13 protein-coding genes are annotated in these 15,822 nt (G+C 44.8%); 5 read left to right on the forward strand and 8 right to left on the reverse strand.

All coding sequences use genetic code 11. From position 1 onward, the window contains the following. The first annotated feature begins 51 nt into the window (after positions 1-51). The gene (locus K5L93_RS03425) at positions 52-1,398 is read left to right on the forward strand and encodes a family 8 glycosyl hydrolase (RefSeq protein WP_220718477.1); all 1,347 of its coding nucleotides are present in this window, start codon (positions 52-54) and stop codon (positions 1,396-1,398) included. Between the two features lie 42 nt (positions 1,399-1,440). Here K5L93_RS03425 and K5L93_RS03430 read toward each other — a convergent pair whose 3' ends face one another. Then, positions 1,441-3,204 (reverse strand): sigma-54-dependent Fis family transcriptional regulator, encoded by a 1,764-nt coding sequence (locus tag K5L93_RS03430; protein WP_220718478.1) that lies wholly within the window; start codon positions 3,202-3,204, stop codon positions 1,441-1,443. A gap of 243 nt (positions 3,205-3,447) precedes the next feature. Between K5L93_RS03430 and exaC the strand changes: the two genes are divergently transcribed. Next, entirely contained in the window at positions 3,448-4,968 is a 1,521-nt protein-coding gene (gene exaC / locus K5L93_RS03435; protein WP_220718479.1) for an acetaldehyde dehydrogenase ExaC, read from the forward strand. A 93-nt stretch (positions 4,969-5,061) separates the two neighbouring features. Here exaC and K5L93_RS03440 read toward each other — a convergent pair whose 3' ends face one another. Continuing rightward, complete coding sequence (locus K5L93_RS03440; protein WP_220718480.1) at positions 5,062-7,476, reverse strand: beta-mannosidase; 2,415 nt, start codon at positions 7,474-7,476, stop codon at positions 5,062-5,064. A gap of 400 nt (positions 7,477-7,876) precedes the next feature. On the opposite strand from K5L93_RS03440, the gene K5L93_RS03445 reads away from it, so the two are divergent. From K5L93_RS03445 to K5L93_RS03455, 3 genes are all read left to right on the forward strand, one after another. Next, positions 7,877-8,143 (forward strand): hypothetical protein, encoded by a 267-nt coding sequence (locus tag K5L93_RS03445; RefSeq protein ID WP_220718481.1) that lies wholly within the window; start codon positions 7,877-7,879, stop codon positions 8,141-8,143. Between the two features lie 526 nt (positions 8,144-8,669). Next, positions 8,670-8,927, forward strand: coding sequence for a type II toxin-antitoxin system Phd/YefM family antitoxin (locus K5L93_RS03450; protein ID WP_220718482.1), 258 nt, complete (start codon positions 8,670-8,672; stop codon positions 8,925-8,927). Then, positions 8,915-9,235 carry a type II toxin-antitoxin system RelE/ParE family toxin gene (locus K5L93_RS03455; RefSeq protein ID WP_220718483.1) on the forward strand — a complete coding sequence of 107 codons (321 nt, stop codon included), beginning with the start codon at positions 8,915-8,917 and terminating at the stop codon, positions 9,233-9,235. Before K5L93_RS03450 ends, K5L93_RS03455 begins: the two co-directional genes overlap by 13 nt. A gap of 91 nt (positions 9,236-9,326) precedes the next feature. Here the strand turns inward: K5L93_RS03455 and K5L93_RS03460 are convergent, their stop codons facing one another. From K5L93_RS03460 to K5L93_RS03485, 6 genes are all read right to left on the reverse strand, one after another. After that, complete coding sequence (locus K5L93_RS03460) at positions 9,327-9,854, reverse strand: SixA phosphatase family protein (protein WP_220718484.1); 528 nt, start codon at positions 9,852-9,854, stop codon at positions 9,327-9,329. 69 nt (positions 9,855-9,923) lie between these two features. Beyond that, positions 9,924-11,177, reverse strand: coding sequence for a glutamate-5-semialdehyde dehydrogenase (locus K5L93_RS03465; RefSeq protein ID WP_220718485.1), 1,254 nt, complete (start codon positions 11,175-11,177; stop codon positions 9,924-9,926). A 10-nt stretch (positions 11,178-11,187) separates the two neighbouring features. Next, positions 11,188-12,297 carry a glutamate 5-kinase gene (gene proB / locus K5L93_RS03470; protein WP_016402228.1) on the reverse strand — a complete coding sequence of 370 codons (1,110 nt, stop codon included), beginning with the start codon at positions 12,295-12,297 and terminating at the stop codon, positions 11,188-11,190. A gap of 105 nt (positions 12,298-12,402) precedes the next feature. Then, the gene (gene crl / locus K5L93_RS03475) at positions 12,403-12,798 is read right to left on the reverse strand and encodes a sigma factor-binding protein Crl (protein ID WP_220718486.1); all 396 of its coding nucleotides are present in this window, start codon (positions 12,796-12,798) and stop codon (positions 12,403-12,405) included. A gap of 76 nt (positions 12,799-12,874) precedes the next feature. Beyond that, a complete protein-coding gene (locus tag K5L93_RS03480) occupies positions 12,875-14,104 on the reverse strand; it encodes an alpha/beta hydrolase (protein ID WP_220718487.1) in 1,230 nt (409 codons plus the stop codon). 95 nt (positions 14,105-14,199) lie between these two features. After that, positions 14,200-15,489: an NCS2 family permease gene (locus tag K5L93_RS03485; protein ID WP_220718488.1), complete on the reverse strand. Its 1,290-nt coding sequence runs from the start codon at positions 15,487-15,489 to the stop codon at positions 14,200-14,202. Positions 15,490-15,822 lie beyond the last annotated feature (333 nt).

Here is a 15,822-nt window from a genome sequence, read left to right on the forward strand (position 1 = left end):
AAAGCCCTATGAACAGTGATTACAATTAGAACAAAGGTAACAAAGCATATTATGACTATGAATACTTTTACCCCCCACCGTCATACTTTAATGAAAACGGTGAAAACCTTGGCGTTTTGCGCCTTGCCTTTAGCTTTGGCCTCTTGCGCGGCTCCCGTTGAGCAATCTTCTGCTCCAGCAACGAAGCAAAGCAACACTAGCACCAGCAACATTAGTGCTCCTGGGGCTTTTTATACTGGTGAATACCGCAATGCCTTTGTTGAACTAGGTATCGCTTCACCAGAGCAAGTGAATAAAAAAGTACAAGATACTTACCAGCAGCTGTTTTACTCTGATTCTCGCAGTGAAAGCGGCAAAGCGGTGTTTTTCCCGGTTGGTGACGACATGGGCTTCATTAAAGATATTGGTAGCAACGATATTCGCTCGGAAGGTATGTCTTACGGCATGATGATCGCCGTGCAAATGGACGACCAAGAGATGTTCAATAAGCTTTGGAAGTTCTCTAAAACTTACATGCAACACCATGAAGGTTGGTACAAAGATTACTTTGCTTGGCATTTAAGACCAGAAGCACCGTTTGCCAAAATGGATAACAACCCTGCACCAGACGGCGAGCTTTACTTTGCTATGGCCTTATTCTTTGCAGAGAACCGCTGGGGTGCCGGCGAAGGTATTTTCCAATATAGCGATGAAGCTAACGTAATTCTGCAAGCCATGGTTAATAAAGAAGAGACTGACTCGCAGGTTCCTATGTTTAACCGCGATGAAAAACAAATCCTATTTGTTACCGAGAAAAGCTTAGGTTTATACACCGATCCGTCTTACCACGTGGCTGCTTTTTATGAGCTACTGGGCCGTTGGGCAGATGAAGACCAACAACTATGGCTTGATGCTGCACAAGTAAGTCGCGATTACTTGTATAACGCAGCCCACCCAGAAACAGGCTTGTACTCTGAATACGCAGCTTTTGATGGTACTCCACAAAAAACCTCGTTTAACGATATTAGCCATAAATCTGGTTACGATGCGTTCCGCGTAATTGGTAACATTGCCATGGACTACCATTGGTTTAACGATGACCCTCGCCAAACCGAGTTAGCTGACCGTTTAATTTCGTTCTATGCTGATGAATTTAAACGCAAAGGCCAAAACTTTGCGGTACATGAAATGGGCGGAAAGGTTGCATCTGAATGGGGCAGCTCTGGCCAAAACGCAATGAACGGCACTGCTGCTTTAATTACCGATAGCCAAGAGGCCAAAGAGTTCACCGAACGTTTGTGGAAACAAGCTACGCCAACCGGTAAGTGGCGTTACTACGACGGTTTATTGCACATGTTTGCAGTACTGCAAATGTCGGGTGAATATAAGATTTACGGCCCAACAGACGCAAATCAGTAATCAACTACCTTAAAAAACCAAAGAGAGCCTAGGCTCTCTTTTTTAATGTTTAAGTTTTAGTTGGCGTAACTTGCGATACAAGGTATTGCGGCTAATGCCTAGCAGTTTGGCACTTTTCGTCACGTTACCTTGGCAATGCTGATAAACCTGCGCGATGTTTTGCTCAATGGTTTGCTGCAGCTCTGCTTGTTCACAGTTTTGCTCTAGCGGGCTAGTTAAGGCCAGTTGCTGTTGCAACGAATCGGGTAAATCAGCACTGCGTAGCAAGGCTTGCTGCTCGGTCATTAAACAAGCCACTTGCATAAAATTATCTAGCTCACGCAAATTACCCGGCCAAGTATACGCCAACATTTTACTAAACAAGCGCTGCTCTATATCTTGTTTATGCTCGCAATAACGTTGGTGAAGCTTATTAATGAGCAAACCAATGTCGCTGCGCTCCCGCAGGGCTGGCAGGCTTATCTGCAAACCTTTTAAGCGATAATAAAGATCTTCTCTAAACAAGCCTTCACTCACCCTTTGCTGCAAATTAACATGCGTTGCTGCAACCACTTGAATGTCTACCTTATAGGCCTGATTGCCACCCACTGGCACCACTTCTCGCTCTTGCAGTACCCGTAATAAACGCGCTTGGGCAGCCAAAGGCATTTCACCAATTTCATCTAAAAACAAAAATCCACCATCAGCTTGACGAATTTTCCCCACAAAACCCTTGGGGTTGGCTCCAGTAAATGCGCCAGCTTGATAACCAAACAGCTCAGCTTCCACCAGCTCATTTGGCAAGGCTGCGCAATTTACGGCTTGTAAGGCCTTGCTAGCTCGTTGGCTTTGTTGATGCAGCTGTTTTACAAAACGCTCTTTACCTACACCAGTTTCACCTAAAATGAGCAGCGGAATTGATTTACTCACCACCTTGCAAGCTTGCCACCAAGCGGAATTAACCCGAGGGTCGCGAGACTCACTCTTACTAGAAATGCCTTTACTAACGATTGACCTAGTTTTTAAAGCCTTAGTTTGCAGATGAAGGTTTGCCTTATCTGCCAAGTGAGCTTGCTGCCAATCCTCACCAAAGTGACTGGCCAAGGCTTCGCCTACATGTAACTTATCCACCAACTGACGTGCCATTGGGTTTAAGCCTAATACCTTGCCTTCGCTATCGGCCACCACAATGCCTTGCCACCCAGAGTTGAGCAAATGCGGTTGCGCGGCAAGATCAACCCGATAATGGCTCTCGGGCAACTGGCATAACAAGGCTGTTTCAACTTGCTGGGCCAGGCTAGCAGCAAGCAACATGGTTTGCTGAGTATGCCGTTGTTGCTCACTGGTGATGTCTAATATGGCTAGCATTTCGCCCTTCGGACTAAAGATTGGGCAAGCGCTGCAACTCATAAAGCGATGCTGTTGAATAAAGTGCTGCTCGCCAATTACCGATACAGCTTGCCCAGTGGCAATAGCGGTACCAATCGCATTGGTGCCTTTATATCGCTCTAACCAATTCACCCCAGTCTCTAGCGCAATAGTTGCCAACTTATCGTTGTAGCGTTTCACTCCCCAATGGTGAATAAGGTAACCGTCTACATCCGACAAAATGAGCCTGCTCGAACTATGTGCCATTACTTGCTCAAACAAAGGATAGGCGTAGCGCTCCACCAATGAAATCAACGCTTGTTGTCGATGATGGCGCTCTGCCAACTCGGTTTTAGCCAAGCGTAAAACCTGAGGAGCAACTTGCTCTTGCAGGCCGGCGTCTTGGCTGCGCAACCAAGATGCATTAATAGAGCTAGGAAGTTGTAGCTTGTTGGTCATTGCAGTGTTCCATAGTGAGACAATGTAACTGTGCCAAAAAGTAACAGTGTGACAAGCCCATTAAGCCGGCTAGATTTCGCTACTCACACTGTGCAAAATTGTTTGTGTGAATAATCATAGTTTTACATTTTGTTAACAACAAGTTTCTACGCAATGGCTTAGCACTTGCTATGTAAAGCGCAGGCGTGTCACGAAACGCGCTCACAAGAAACATATTGATAACAAAACAAAAAGGAATTGACTATGGTTTACGCACAGCCAGGTACCGAAGGTTCGTTAATCACTTTTAAAGAGCAATACAACAACTTTATTGGCGGCGAATGGGTAGCGCCAGTAAACGGCCAGTACTTTGATAACCCTTCTCCGGTTAATGGTAAGGTTTATTGCCAAGTGGCTCGCTCAGACGCTGACGATATCGGTCTTGCTTTAGATGCCGCCCATGCAGCCAAAGAAAGCTGGGGAAGCACTTCAGTTACCGAACGCTCAAATATGTTGTTGCGCATTGCCGATAGAATTGAACAGAACCTTGAGTATTTGGCCGTGGCCGAAGCTTGGGAAAATGGCAAAGCGATCCGCGAAACGCTCAATGCCGATCTGCCTCTTGTGGTTGATCACTTCCGCTACTTTGCTGGCTGTATTCGAGCTCAAGAAGGCGGTGCAGCCGACTTAGATGCCAGCACTGTAAGTTATCACTTCCCCGAGCCACTAGGCGTTGTGGGTCAAATTATCCCTTGGAATTTCCCAATGCTAATGGCGGCCTGGAAACTCGGCCCAGCCTTAGCAGCAGGTAATTGTGTGGTGCTTAAACCCGCCGAACAAACTCCTGCTTCCATTATGGTATTAATGGAGTTAATCGAAGACCTTATTCCAAAAGGCGTGGTGAATATAGTAAACGGATTTGGTGAAGAGGCTGGCCAAGCCTTAGCCATTAGCCCTCGCATTGCCAAACTAGCGTTTACTGGGTCTACCGAAATTGGCCAACACATTCTTAAATGCGCGGCAGATTCACTGATTCCTTCCACCGTAGAGCTAGGCGGTAAATCGCCCAATGTGATATTTGCCGATGTCATAGACCACGAAGATGAGTATTTGGATAAAGTGATTGAAGGCCTACTTCTAGCCTTTTTCAACCAAGGCGAGGTATGTACTTGCCCTTCACGCGCACTAATTCAGGAATCTATTTACGATAAGTTTATGCAACGGGTATTAGAGCGAGTAAAAACCATTAAGCAAGGTGATCCCTTAGATGTTAACACCCAAGTTGGCGCTCAGGTTTCTAAAGGGCAGCTAGATAGAATTATGAGTTATTTAGAGATCGGCAAAAACGAAGGTGCCGAGGTATTAACTGGCGGTGTCACCGCTGTGTTACCGGGTGAGCACAATAACGGCTATTACGTTAGCCCAACGATCTTAAAAGGCACTAATGACATGCGAGTATTTCAGGAAGAAATATTCGGCCCGGTCATCTCTGTTACCACCTTTAAAGATGAAGCAGAAGCACTGGCCATTGCTAACGATAGCGAATATGGCCTAGGCGCAGGCGTATGGACTCGCGACATGAACTTAGCGCAGCGTATGGGGCGTAAAATTGAAGCAGGTCGAGTATGGATAAACTGCTACCATGCCTACCCTGCCCATGCAGCGTTTGGCGGCTACAAACGCTCGGGTATTGGCAGAGAAACGCACCAAGTGGCAATTTCTCATTATCAAAATACCAAAAACCTACTAGTGAGTTACGATGTTAACCCTCTGGGTTTCTTTTAAATTTTAACTGAAAAAATAATAAGAGAGCCTAGGCTCTCTTATTGATTAATGCTCAAATCTTTTAGGCTAGTACCAAGTCGAAAAGATTAACATTTAGTAACTATTAGCTAGATGATAAACCCTTAAGTTGCGAGCCATGAGCTCAAACTCATCACCAATATAGTCAAGGCTTATTGGCTGTTGTGGCAGTAAAGTAAAACTTGAATCAGAGAAACGGCCATTCGCGTCGCTCTCTAGATGCACAAACAAAGCAGGTTTGTCGGTACTTAGAGTAATACTTCGATTTACTTCATCAGCTTGTACACTCACCTTTGCGTTAGCAATTGGCAGGCTTTTGTAGGTACCTCCCACCCAAGTATTTTGCAGCTCTTCACCATTAGAGCGCCATTTAACAATGAAAAAACCTTGAGTGCGCAGTTGGTTCAGCTCTGTTAGGGGGGTGGACCAAACCACCTCGTTTCCATCAGCGGCTATAGTAAACTCCAGCTCTTTACTAAACTCTCTCTCCCCTTGCCAAGTGACAAATTGTAAGTCACAACGTAAAGTGTTTGAAGCTGCACTATCGTTGATAAGGCGTAACTCTAAGGCTTCATCTGTTTCTAAAAAGCTTAAGTATTGCGGAGCAAAAAAACGCTTGGCGTGATAGTGCAACTGCTTCCAGCGGCCGCTATATTCGATGCTCGACCACGAGCTAACCGGCCAATTATCATTAAGCTGCCAATACAGCATGCCTCTGCATTGGGGGCTATTGGCTCGCCAATAATCACAGGCCGTTTTTATCGCCAAGGCTTGTTGCACTTGGCTCAAATAAAGCATTTGTTCAAAGTTTGCCGGAAAGCGGAACATCCGCGTAAACATCTCGGTAATAATGCTATTACCACTAGGGTTCTTTTGATGAGCCTCAAAAGTGGGTGAGCAAATATTCCAGTCATCTTTGGGCACAAAACTTTTCACCTCGGCCAATGAAGGCCAAGATTGATAGCCAAACTCAGAGCAAAAACGAGGCTTAATTTGTTGGTAAGCAGAGAAAGATTTACCCGAATGCCAAACATCCCAGAAGTGCATATCGCCTTTACTGTCGTCATGCCACGCATCACCATAATCTAATGCGCCATTACAGGGCGAACTAGGCCAAAATACCCGGCTAGCATCATGCTGTTCTACCGTCTGTTGAATAGCGCGATTAAGCCTGTCGTAATTCACCACATAGCGCTCTCGATTAGCTTTGGATTCTGGATACCAATTAATTGCGCCAATCACTTCGTTGTCGCCACACCACAGCACAATGCAGCTATGGTCGCGTAAACGTTGAATTTGGTCGCTTAACTCTTGCTGCACATTGGCCACAAAGTCATCGGTAGATGGATACAATGAGCAAGCAAACATCATGTCTTGCCACACCATTAAGCCTAACTCATCACACAGTTGATAAAACTCATCTGCCTCGTATTGGCCGCCGCCCCAAACCCGCAACATGTTCATGTTGGCGGTTTTAGCATCAGTTAATCGCTGGCGATAACGCTCTGTTGTTTGCCTCGATGGCATCGCATCAAGCGGGATCCAGTTAGCGCCTTTGGCGGTAACGGGGCAATCGTTAATCACAAAGGTCATCGCAGAACCATGGCTATCGGCTCGCGTATCTAGCTCTAGTTTTCGTAAGCCTATCTTTTTCTCAATAAGCTGCTCAGCCAACTTAACTTGCAGCAAATATAAAGGCTGCTCACCATAACCTGCTGGCCACCATAGCTGTGGCTCCGCAATGTGGAATCGCGCCTCAGTAATGGATGATTCAGTTGAGGGCTGGATTTGCAAGGCATGCTCTGCAAATTGAATATCAATTGGTGAGCGGCAAGATGAGTCATGACTAACCTTAACCAACACATCCACACTGTTGTCATGCCACTGCTGCTCAACTTGCACAGCTAACAATCGAGCTTGGTTGGTGAACTTAATTTCTACCGGATCGTAGATACCATTCACCATCAAACAAATTCCCCAATCCCAGCCAGCGTGACACTGCGACTTGCGTAAACTATTCATATAAGGAATTTGGTTGTTGCCCATGGAAGAAGGGACGGCAAAGGGTAAAGTACTAGCTCGTTGCTTTGCGGCTAAATCAGAACGGGAAAACCGTACTTGCAGCTGATTACTGCCAGCCTTTAAATAAGGCTTAATATTAAAAGACCACAAACGAAACATATTGTCGCATTGCGCAACTAAATGCTGGTTAATATAGATATCGGCAACGGTATCTACACGCCCTAAATGTAAATCGATAAAGTCGCTGTCGAGCTGCGAAGCGCTTAACTCAAAGCGAGTAGATAGCGTCCAATTAGCCTCACCCACCCACTGAACATCTGCTTCATTACAGGCTTGATAAGGATCGGGGATTAACCCCGCCTCAAGCAAAGCTGAATGGTTATCACCGGGAATCTGGCAAGCTACTTTAATCTCTGGATATTCTGGAGAACTTAACAGCCAAGCTTGATTTAGGAATATCTGCATCATTTAAGCACTCGCTAAGCATTACAACATAGGATTTATAAGCAGCCTACGTAGTGCAGATAACAGGAACAAGAGATAGAGAAATGCTTTGTGGAAGGTATCAAAAATTACCGGTGTTGGCTGATAGAGTTTCAAGAGAGTTGTCATAGAGTTATAGCGTTTTTATAACTTTTTGCTTATAACTTCACCCACAAAACACTGCGCTTATACTCCTGCAAATGGCAGTTACGGTTTTCCACAGACGCCAGCACACCTCCATAATGACATTTTTGTTACTTTTAGAGCTAGATGGCTGATGTAGCTTAGGAAAGGTGGTAATCTGACCTTTATCAAATGAGTGCAAGTAGGAAAATTGCCTTGTTTAAACAAGGCAATTTTCCTCTTAATAAGCGGTTAGTTGTTTATGAGAATTCTAGTTTTGGTGCTTACTTTCTTTTTTATCACTGGCTGTGAAAATAGTTTATGTGGCATCGAAGAAGTCGAAAGGGTTAGCAATCAAGCAGGCAAAGTTGACTTCGTATCTATTCATAAAAATTGTGGTGCAACTGCCAGTACAGCCACTCAAGTATTTATCGTTGCAAAAGGTAAAAGTATAAAAGATCAGGAACCATTATTTATTGCTGAAAAGTTAAATATTTCAAAGTGGAATGGGATTCGCCTCAAAGCTTAAAAATTAGTTTTAAAGAAGCACGTATATTTCAATTTTCAAATTTTTGGCAGTCTAAAGATGTGGACAACTTTAATTATTTAATCAAAATTAGTTTGCTAGAAAACATCTAATCGGATAGTCGGAGGTATCTAGCCTCCAGCCCCACAACACCCTGCATGCGGCTCCGCTAAGGGCGTGTCACGTAAAATGGTGAAGCTTTATCCTCAATCTCGAAGCGCAAATAAGCCCTGATGTTTTAGATAAGTATTTGATAATGCCTGCTAGATCCCCGGTGTTTTCGAGCTTATCCATGGCCTTTGCTGGTTATGCCACAGGCTACTGCGGCTTGAATATGCACACCTCTACGCATCAGGTTTCTTACTTTGGTTCTCTGTTTGTATCCATGCTGGACTGACGCAGGTAGCTTAAGTCGGAAAATAACTATTAGCCATCACTTCGTGATTATAGCCTCGCGTTAGCTGTCGAGATGCTTGTGAAACTTAAAGTGATAGAATAGTATCACTTTAGTATTCTTTGGAGCGACAACATGAAAGTTGAATTAGTGACATCACTTAAGCGTCAAGCTACGAAGATCCTTGCTGATCTACATAACAGCAAAGAGCCTGTATTAATCACAGAACACGGCAAGCCTTCGGCGTACTTAGTTGATGTTGAAGACTATGAATTTATGCAAAAGCGTTTAGCTATCCTTGAGGGTATTGCTAGAGGTGAGCGTGCTATTACCGATGGAAAAGTTACATCACACTCTGACGCGAAGAAAAAGATGTCTAAATGGCTGAAGTAATTTGGACTGATCCAGCATTATCAGATTTAAATGATATCGCTGAGTATATTGCACTAGAAAATATTGTTGCTGCGAAGCTCTTGGTTCAATCTGTTTTCGAGAAAGTTGAAAGGCTAGAGTTGTTCCCTGAGTCTGGTCGCATCCCTCCTGAGCTAGAGCATCTGAGCTATCGTGAAGTTATGGCTAGTCCATGCCGGATTTTTTATAAGTTAGAACTTGATAAAGCCTATGTCTTGTATGTCATGCGAGAAGAACGAGACTTACGTAAGTTCTTATTAAGTAAGCACCAAGTAAAAGTGAGCCGCTAACAAAGTGACTCAAAAGGAAGCAAAACGCTGGAATTTGATTTCACTCTTCTAGAGCTAACCTAAGCTAAAGAGCCTTAAGATAAGAGCTAACCTACAAGCTCGCCGCCAACTTCTTGGGCGTATCAAACAAACTTAAATAGGCGCTCTGCTCACTCCAATTGTGCCAATCTAAATCCGCCTCAATCACCGCTAGGCTTGCGGTAGGGAACTTAATTAAGTCTTCACCGGTTAAGTAGTTAACGAGGTCTTCAAAGGCTGGGTTATGCCCTACTAGCGCAATTTTGTTTGTTTGCTTGGGCAAGCTTTGTATATGTACCAGCAAATCTGCCCAGCGAAATGTATATAGGCTATTTTCACAACAAGTTTGAAGGTCAACTTCTACTTCTCTGCCTTTTAGGTAATGGCTGCGCTGTGCTAACCAATATTCGCAGGTTTGTTGGGCTCGCAGTGCTGGTGAGCAATGTACTAATTCAAGCTGAGAAAACTGGCTAGCGTAGTGGTTTGCCATAAGCTGTGCAGCTTTGTGGCCGCGCTCTGCTAAGGGGCGTTGTTTATCACTTAAGCTTGGGTCGTCCCAACTGGATTTAGCATGGCGAATTAACCAAAGTTGGCGAGACATACGCATACTCCTGCATTCCAAAAACAAAAAAGCCTGCAAAGCAGGCTTTTAGCATAAGTGAATTAAAACTTAAGGGCGAGCTAACATGTCACCAATACCTATCCACTTGTAAGAGGTTAACTCTTCTAAACCCATTGGGCCGCGAGCATGCAGCTTTTGGGTAGATACTGCTACTTCGGCACCTAAACCAAATTGCGCACCATCGGTGAAACGGGTTGAAGCATTAACGTAAACAGCGGCAGAGCCAGCAGCATTCACAAAACGCTCTACAGCATTTAAGTTATTCGACAAAATTGCGTCAGAATGGCTCGCGTTGTGCGTACGCATGTGAGCAATGGCTTCTTCTACATCGGCAACCACTTTTACACCCAAAGTGTAGCTTAGCCATTCTGTATCAAAATCACCTTCGCCTGCAGCTTGTAAGTCTTGCGCATTTGCCAAGCCAGCCATGGCGTTTTCGGTAGCTACTAACTTAACCGAGGCTTTGTTCATGCGTTCCGCTAGCATTGGCAGTAACTCGGCTGCTACGTTTTGGTCAACTAACAGGCTGTCTAAGGCATTACATGCCGATGGACGCTGCACTTTAGAGTTTTCAATAACATCTAGTGCTGCTGCTAAGTCTACCGAGTTATCAACGTAAATATGGCTAATACCAAAGCCGCCAATAATTACCGGAATGGTGCTGTTTTCCTGACACATCTTGTGTAGCCCAGCACCACCACGAGGAATAATCATATCTACGTATTCGTCTAAACGAAGCAGCTCTGCCACCAGTTCACGATCAGGCTTTTCGATGTATTGAACCGCAGCTGCTGGCAATCCACTTTGCTCTAAAGCAGATTGAATAACAGCAACTAAGGCCATGTTTGAGTGGAAGGTCTCTTTACCGCCACGCAAAATGCTGGCATTGCCAGTTTTTAAACATAGCGCTGCGATATCAATAGTTACGTTAGGGCGGGCTTCATAAATAACCCCTACTACGCCAAGCGGCACACGGCGGCGTGATAAGCGCAGGCCATTTTCTAATACGCGGCAATCCATTTCGCTACCAATAGGATCGTTAAGCGAAATAACGTTGCGAACATCGCTAGCAATACCTGCTAGTCGCTCACTGTTTAGCATTAAGCGATCGAGTAAAGCTTCAGATAAACCCGATTGGCGAGCTGCATCTAAATCAATTTTGTTAGCCGCTAAAATGCTTTCTTGCTGAGCTTCAAGCTGATCAGCAATTGCCGCCAAGGCTGCGTTTTTTTGGCTAGTACTTAAGGTGGCCAAATCAAAGCTGGCTTGTTTAGCCTTTTGACCAAGTGTTTGTAAGCTCATCTAACAATTCCTATTTTAAAACTAAATCGTCACGGTGCACCGCAACTGATCCGTAGCCATAACCCAGAGTCTTATCAATTTGCTCTGAATGTAGCCCTTTAATTAAATTCATATCTTTAGCCGGATAGCGGCAAATGCCACGGGCAATTTCAACACCTTGCGGATTTACAATGCGTACCACATCGCCGCGGTTAAACTCGCCGTTAATCGCGGTAATCCCTTTGGGCAGCAAACTAGAACCACGCTCTACTACTGCTTTACATGCGCCATCATCCAATACTAACTCGCCATGTGGAGGAGGCCCAGCCAAAATCCATTGTTTGCGATTTTCCAGTGGGCTATTGGTTGGCGGGAAACGAGTGCCAACACTTTTTCCTTCACTTAAGCGGGTAATTACGTTCTCACTGTGGCCTGCGGCTATCACCACTTCAATGCCTGCTCTGCCGGCTATTTCGGCGGCTTGCAGTTTAGTTGCCATGCCACCAGTACCCAAACCGCTTACGCTATCGCCAGCTAAAGAGCGAATAGAGGCATCAATTTCTGCCACTTCTTCAATGAGTTTTGCATCCGGGTTATTACGCGGGTCGGCAGTAAATAGACCAGGTTGGTCGGTTAGTAATAACAATTTATCTGCTTCGCCTAAAATAGCCGCTAACGCCGACAAGTTATCGTTATCACCCACTTTAATTTCTGCAGTGGCTACTGCGTCATTTTCGTTGATGATCGGTACAATGCCATGATTGAGTAGCGCTTTAAGCATGTCTTTAGCGTTAAGAAAACGCTCACGGTCTTCTAGGTCTGCGCGGGTTAACAGCATTTGGCCTACGTGAATATCGTAGATGCTAAACAGGCTTTCCCATACTTGAATGAGTCGACTTTGCCCCACTGCGGCAAGCATTTGCTTGTTGGCAATGGTGGGCGCGATATTGCCATGGGTTAGCGATAAGTGTTCGCGACCGGCGGCAATGGCTCCAGAAGTAACCACAATAAGTTGATGACCCGCCTTTCGCAGCAGCGCGCATTGGCGTACCAGCTCTATCATGTGGGCGCGGTCAAGTTTAGACGTGCCGCTGGTTAACACACTGGTGCCTAACTTAACGACGATGGTTTGCTTCGACATGCTATTTTACTATTCCAACTCGGCTAAAATGCAAAGCGAGTATTCTACCTGATATTAAACCGACGCACAGAGCCTGTGCGCCATTTTTTTGCGGAACTCTTCGGCTTACGCTGCCGGGAGAGCTAAATTGGGGGACAAAGAGGGGGCAGCGCTTAGGTCTAACTCCAACTTTTGCAGTGTATCCAACAACTTTTGATAAAAGATGTCGAGTGATTGCTGCACTTCTTTTTGATGTTTAGACGGAATAGTACCTTCTTGCCATTCGCCTTGCTTGTCGTATAAACCAAACCAGTAGTGATATTCAAAACTGTCTTCGTTTACCCGTAATTCAAACCACCAGCCATAAAACTCGCGTTCATCAGCTGCAGGTTTAGAGCTTACACAAGAGGCAAGGCAATCAAAAAAGTACATTTCTTTGCTGCTGTGTTCTTTACGAAAATACGGACCCATGGCCGTAAATCTCGATGTTAACTTTCCATGGCTTGGCCAAGTCACTTCCATGCGCTTAATCTCTCCACAGTAGGACAATAGTTTGTATAACGTACCGTATGTCCATAATGACCACAATTAAGCTAAATCACAATTGCTTTTGTAGCCAATGCGTGACCTTAGTGAAGATCTGATTGTAATTTTGTAGTGAATCAAGCTCTTTCAGCACTTCAACCTTGCAATTTGGCGAAGCCATACTAAGCAAAGAAACATCGGTTTCTGGGCATATTGCGTCGTTTTTACGGCCAACCACAAACATTGGCAACTTTGTTCTTGGCCCGCCCAGTATGCCTTGAGTTTTCAAGGACAAAGGTAAACAGCGATAATAGAGCCCTTCAGTATTTGCGGCATTCACGCCACTGCGGTTAGCTAAACAATCATGATACATTTGCGGTAAGTTTTTGAAGCGCTGAATATCACTAAATAGCCTGTCCACTGGCGCACCGATAGTGACTACAGCACGTAAACGCTCGGCAGCAATAAAAGCCAAACGAGCAGCGACATTACCGGCAAAACGATAACCCAGCATAGCAACACGCGCATCATCGACCCAAGGCACCTTTGGCAAGTGATCTAATATAGCCAAATGAATACGGCTGCTATCTTGCTGTAGCTTCCAGTTAAGACAATGCCCCGCTCCTGGCATGTCTACGGTTAACATGGCAATACCTGCAGGCGCTAAGAAGCGTTCAAAAAACGGATAAAGCTCAGTTTGAATAGTGTCTAAGCCGCCACTAACCATCACCACAGGCTTTACCGAATCGGTATCAGGAAGGTGTAAGTAACAGGCAACTTGTTTACCGTCTATAGGTATATTAATGGTTTTACATTGATATTTACTTTGCTCTGTAGCAGCCATTAAATTGCTGTGAGCTAAAGCATGAGCAGAAGCAACTAAATCGTCGCCTTTAAAGTGCGGGTACGCGGCAATAGTGGCGCTATAGCTAGCGAGTAAGAACTCTTGATAGGCTTTTTGCTGCTGGCCACTTTGCTCGGCATCTTTAGCCGTAATTTGGTGTTTTACTGCACGTTGCATCCACTCGTAGTTCCAGTTGCCCGGCTGGTACCCACCAATGGTATCAAGCAACTCGCTAGTACGTGGTTTATCGCACATTGCGATATCTGCAAACAGGCTTTCGGTTTCAATAGGATCCAAGCCTAGCCAAGCCCAGTATTCTCTGCGCAAGATACGGTACCAGTTACGACCTTCTTCTTGGCCTACAGCGCTTAATTGAGCCGCGCTCGAATTAGACACGGTGGATGTTTCCACCACATTAATTCGAGGTTTAAACAATACTTCCGACAGGTTTTCTTTCAAAACAATCTACTCACTTGCTTATCAACTTATAAAATATATCACAAAAAAAGCCGCCACTAGGTGACGGCTTAGGATGCATTCAAAATGACTAAGCTTTAGAAGAACGCGAACTTAAGCACAAATACAGCGGCCAGTACCCAAACACTGAGGGGTACCTCTTTATAACGGCCAGCGAGTAACTTAATAACCGCGTAAGAAATAAAGCCTAATGCAATACCGTCAGCGATAGAGAACGACAATGGCATTAAGATAGCCACAATCGCTGCTGGAGCGGCTTCAGTAAGGTCGGTCCAATCTACATTAATTAAGCCCGACAGCATTAAAGTACACACATAGAACAGTGCACCAGCTGTAGCATAAGCTGGGATCATACCCGCTAGTGGCGAGAATAATAGAGCAAGAATAAACAAAATGCCTACAACCACCGCAGTTAAGCCAGTACGGCCACCAGCTTCTACACCAGCTCCACTTTCGATGTAAGAAGTCGTGCTAGAAGTACCTAATAGCGAACCGGCGATAGTGGCACTAGAGTCAGCCATCAACGCTTTCTTAAGGTTAGGTAAACGGCCTTTCTCATCAAGCAAGTTTCCGCGCTGGGCAACTGCAGTTAAGGTGCCAGCGGTATCGAACAAATCGACAAACAAGAAGGCAAAAATAACGCTAATCATGGTGACATCTAAAGCCCCCATAATATCTAACTGCAAAAAGGTAGGCGCTGGGTTTGGTGGCATAGAAACAACGCCGCCATATTGGGTGTAACCCAATACGATAGACAGTACCGTAATCGCCAAAATAGAAATTAATACACCGCCTTTTACCTTGCGGTATTCAAGACCAATGATTAAAAAGAAACCTAAAGCAGCCAGAATCATCTGGTGCGGGTTTTCGCTGCCTAAACTTACTAAGGTAGCAGGGTTATCAACCACAATACCTGCGTTTTTAAGCGCAATAAAACCAAGGAATAAACCAATACCTGCAGCAATACCTACACGTAAAGTTTGCGGAATCGAGTTAATAATCCACTCACGCACTTTAAATAGGCTTAGCAACATGAAGATAACACCCGACAAGAACACCGCACCTAAAGCTACCTGCCATGTGTGGCCCATGCCTAGCACAACGCCATAGGTGAAGAAGGCATTTAAGCCCATGCCTGGCGCTTGAGCAATTGGGTAGTTAGCGTACAAGCCCATAATGAAACAGCCAATGGCCGCAGCCAAACAGGTTGCAACAAAAACTGCACCTTGATCCATCTCGGTGGCAGCAAGCATGCTAGGGTTAACAAAGATAATGTAGGCCATGGTTAAGAAGGTGGTTAAACCTGCAATGACCTCTGTGCGCACATTGGTTCCGTGCTCTTTTAGCTTAAATAGTTTCTCTAACATAACGGCGTATGTTCCTTGGACAGACAGTTGGTTATTTTGGGCCACTAACAGGCATTCCATTATGCTGCTAGCAGAAATCGCGAGGCATTATATTCATCCCAAATCTAAGAAGCTAGCCGATGATGCAACCAACCTGCGCTAGATCAGCAAAAAAAGCTAAAATCACCAACTCATAACGTTAATATGCTTCGAAATGCGGTAATTATTTAGTTTATATGGGAATTTTGATGCTTTCTTGATAGTGATTATCATGCTAGCCACTAGTAACAAAACCATTAGTTAAAGAGATATTTTATTGCGCCCAAACAATTATCCCACTAAAAAGAACATTAA

Source organism: Agarivorans litoreus (assembly GCF_019649015.1).
In the GTDB taxonomy this organism is placed as follows: Bacteria; Pseudomonadota; Gammaproteobacteria; order Enterobacterales; family Celerinatantimonadaceae; genus Agarivorans; species Agarivorans litoreus.

What these genes read in the sequence shown, in the direction of transcription:
- K5L93_RS03425 (WP_220718477.1), top strand. Translation starts at nt 52, where the DNA reads ATGACTATGAATACTTTTACCCCCCACCGTCATACTTTAATGAAAACG.
- K5L93_RS03430 (WP_220718478.1), bottom strand. Translation starts at nt 3,204, where the DNA reads ATGACCAACAAGCTACAACTTCCTAGCTCTATTAATGCATCTTGGTTG.
- exaC (WP_220718479.1), top strand. Translation starts at nt 3,448, where the DNA reads ATGGTTTACGCACAGCCAGGTACCGAAGGTTCGTTAATCACTTTTAAA.
- K5L93_RS03440 (WP_220718480.1), bottom strand. Translation starts at nt 7,476, where the DNA reads ATGATGCAGATATTCCTAAATCAAGCTTGGCTGTTAAGTTCTCCAGAA.
- K5L93_RS03445 (WP_220718481.1), top strand. Translation starts at nt 7,877, where the DNA reads ATGAGAATTCTAGTTTTGGTGCTTACTTTCTTTTTTATCACTGGCTGT.
- K5L93_RS03450 (WP_220718482.1), top strand. Translation starts at nt 8,670, where the DNA reads ATGAAAGTTGAATTAGTGACATCACTTAAGCGTCAAGCTACGAAGATC.
- K5L93_RS03455 (WP_220718483.1), top strand. Translation starts at nt 8,915, where the DNA reads ATGGCTGAAGTAATTTGGACTGATCCAGCATTATCAGATTTAAATGAT.
- K5L93_RS03460 (WP_220718484.1), bottom strand. Translation starts at nt 9,854, where the DNA reads ATGTCTCGCCAACTTTGGTTAATTCGCCATGCTAAATCCAGTTGGGAC.
- K5L93_RS03465 (WP_220718485.1), bottom strand. Translation starts at nt 11,177, where the DNA reads ATGAGCTTACAAACACTTGGTCAAAAGGCTAAACAAGCCAGCTTTGAT.
- proB (WP_016402228.1), bottom strand. Translation starts at nt 12,297, where the DNA reads ATGTCGAAGCAAACCATCGTCGTTAAGTTAGGCACCAGTGTGTTAACC.
- crl (WP_220718486.1), bottom strand. Translation starts at nt 12,798, where the DNA reads ATGGAAGTGACTTGGCCAAGCCATGGAAAGTTAACATCGAGATTTACG.
- K5L93_RS03485 (WP_220718488.1), bottom strand. Translation starts at nt 15,489, where the DNA reads ATGTTAGAGAAACTATTTAAGCTAAAAGAGCACGGAACCAATGTGCGC.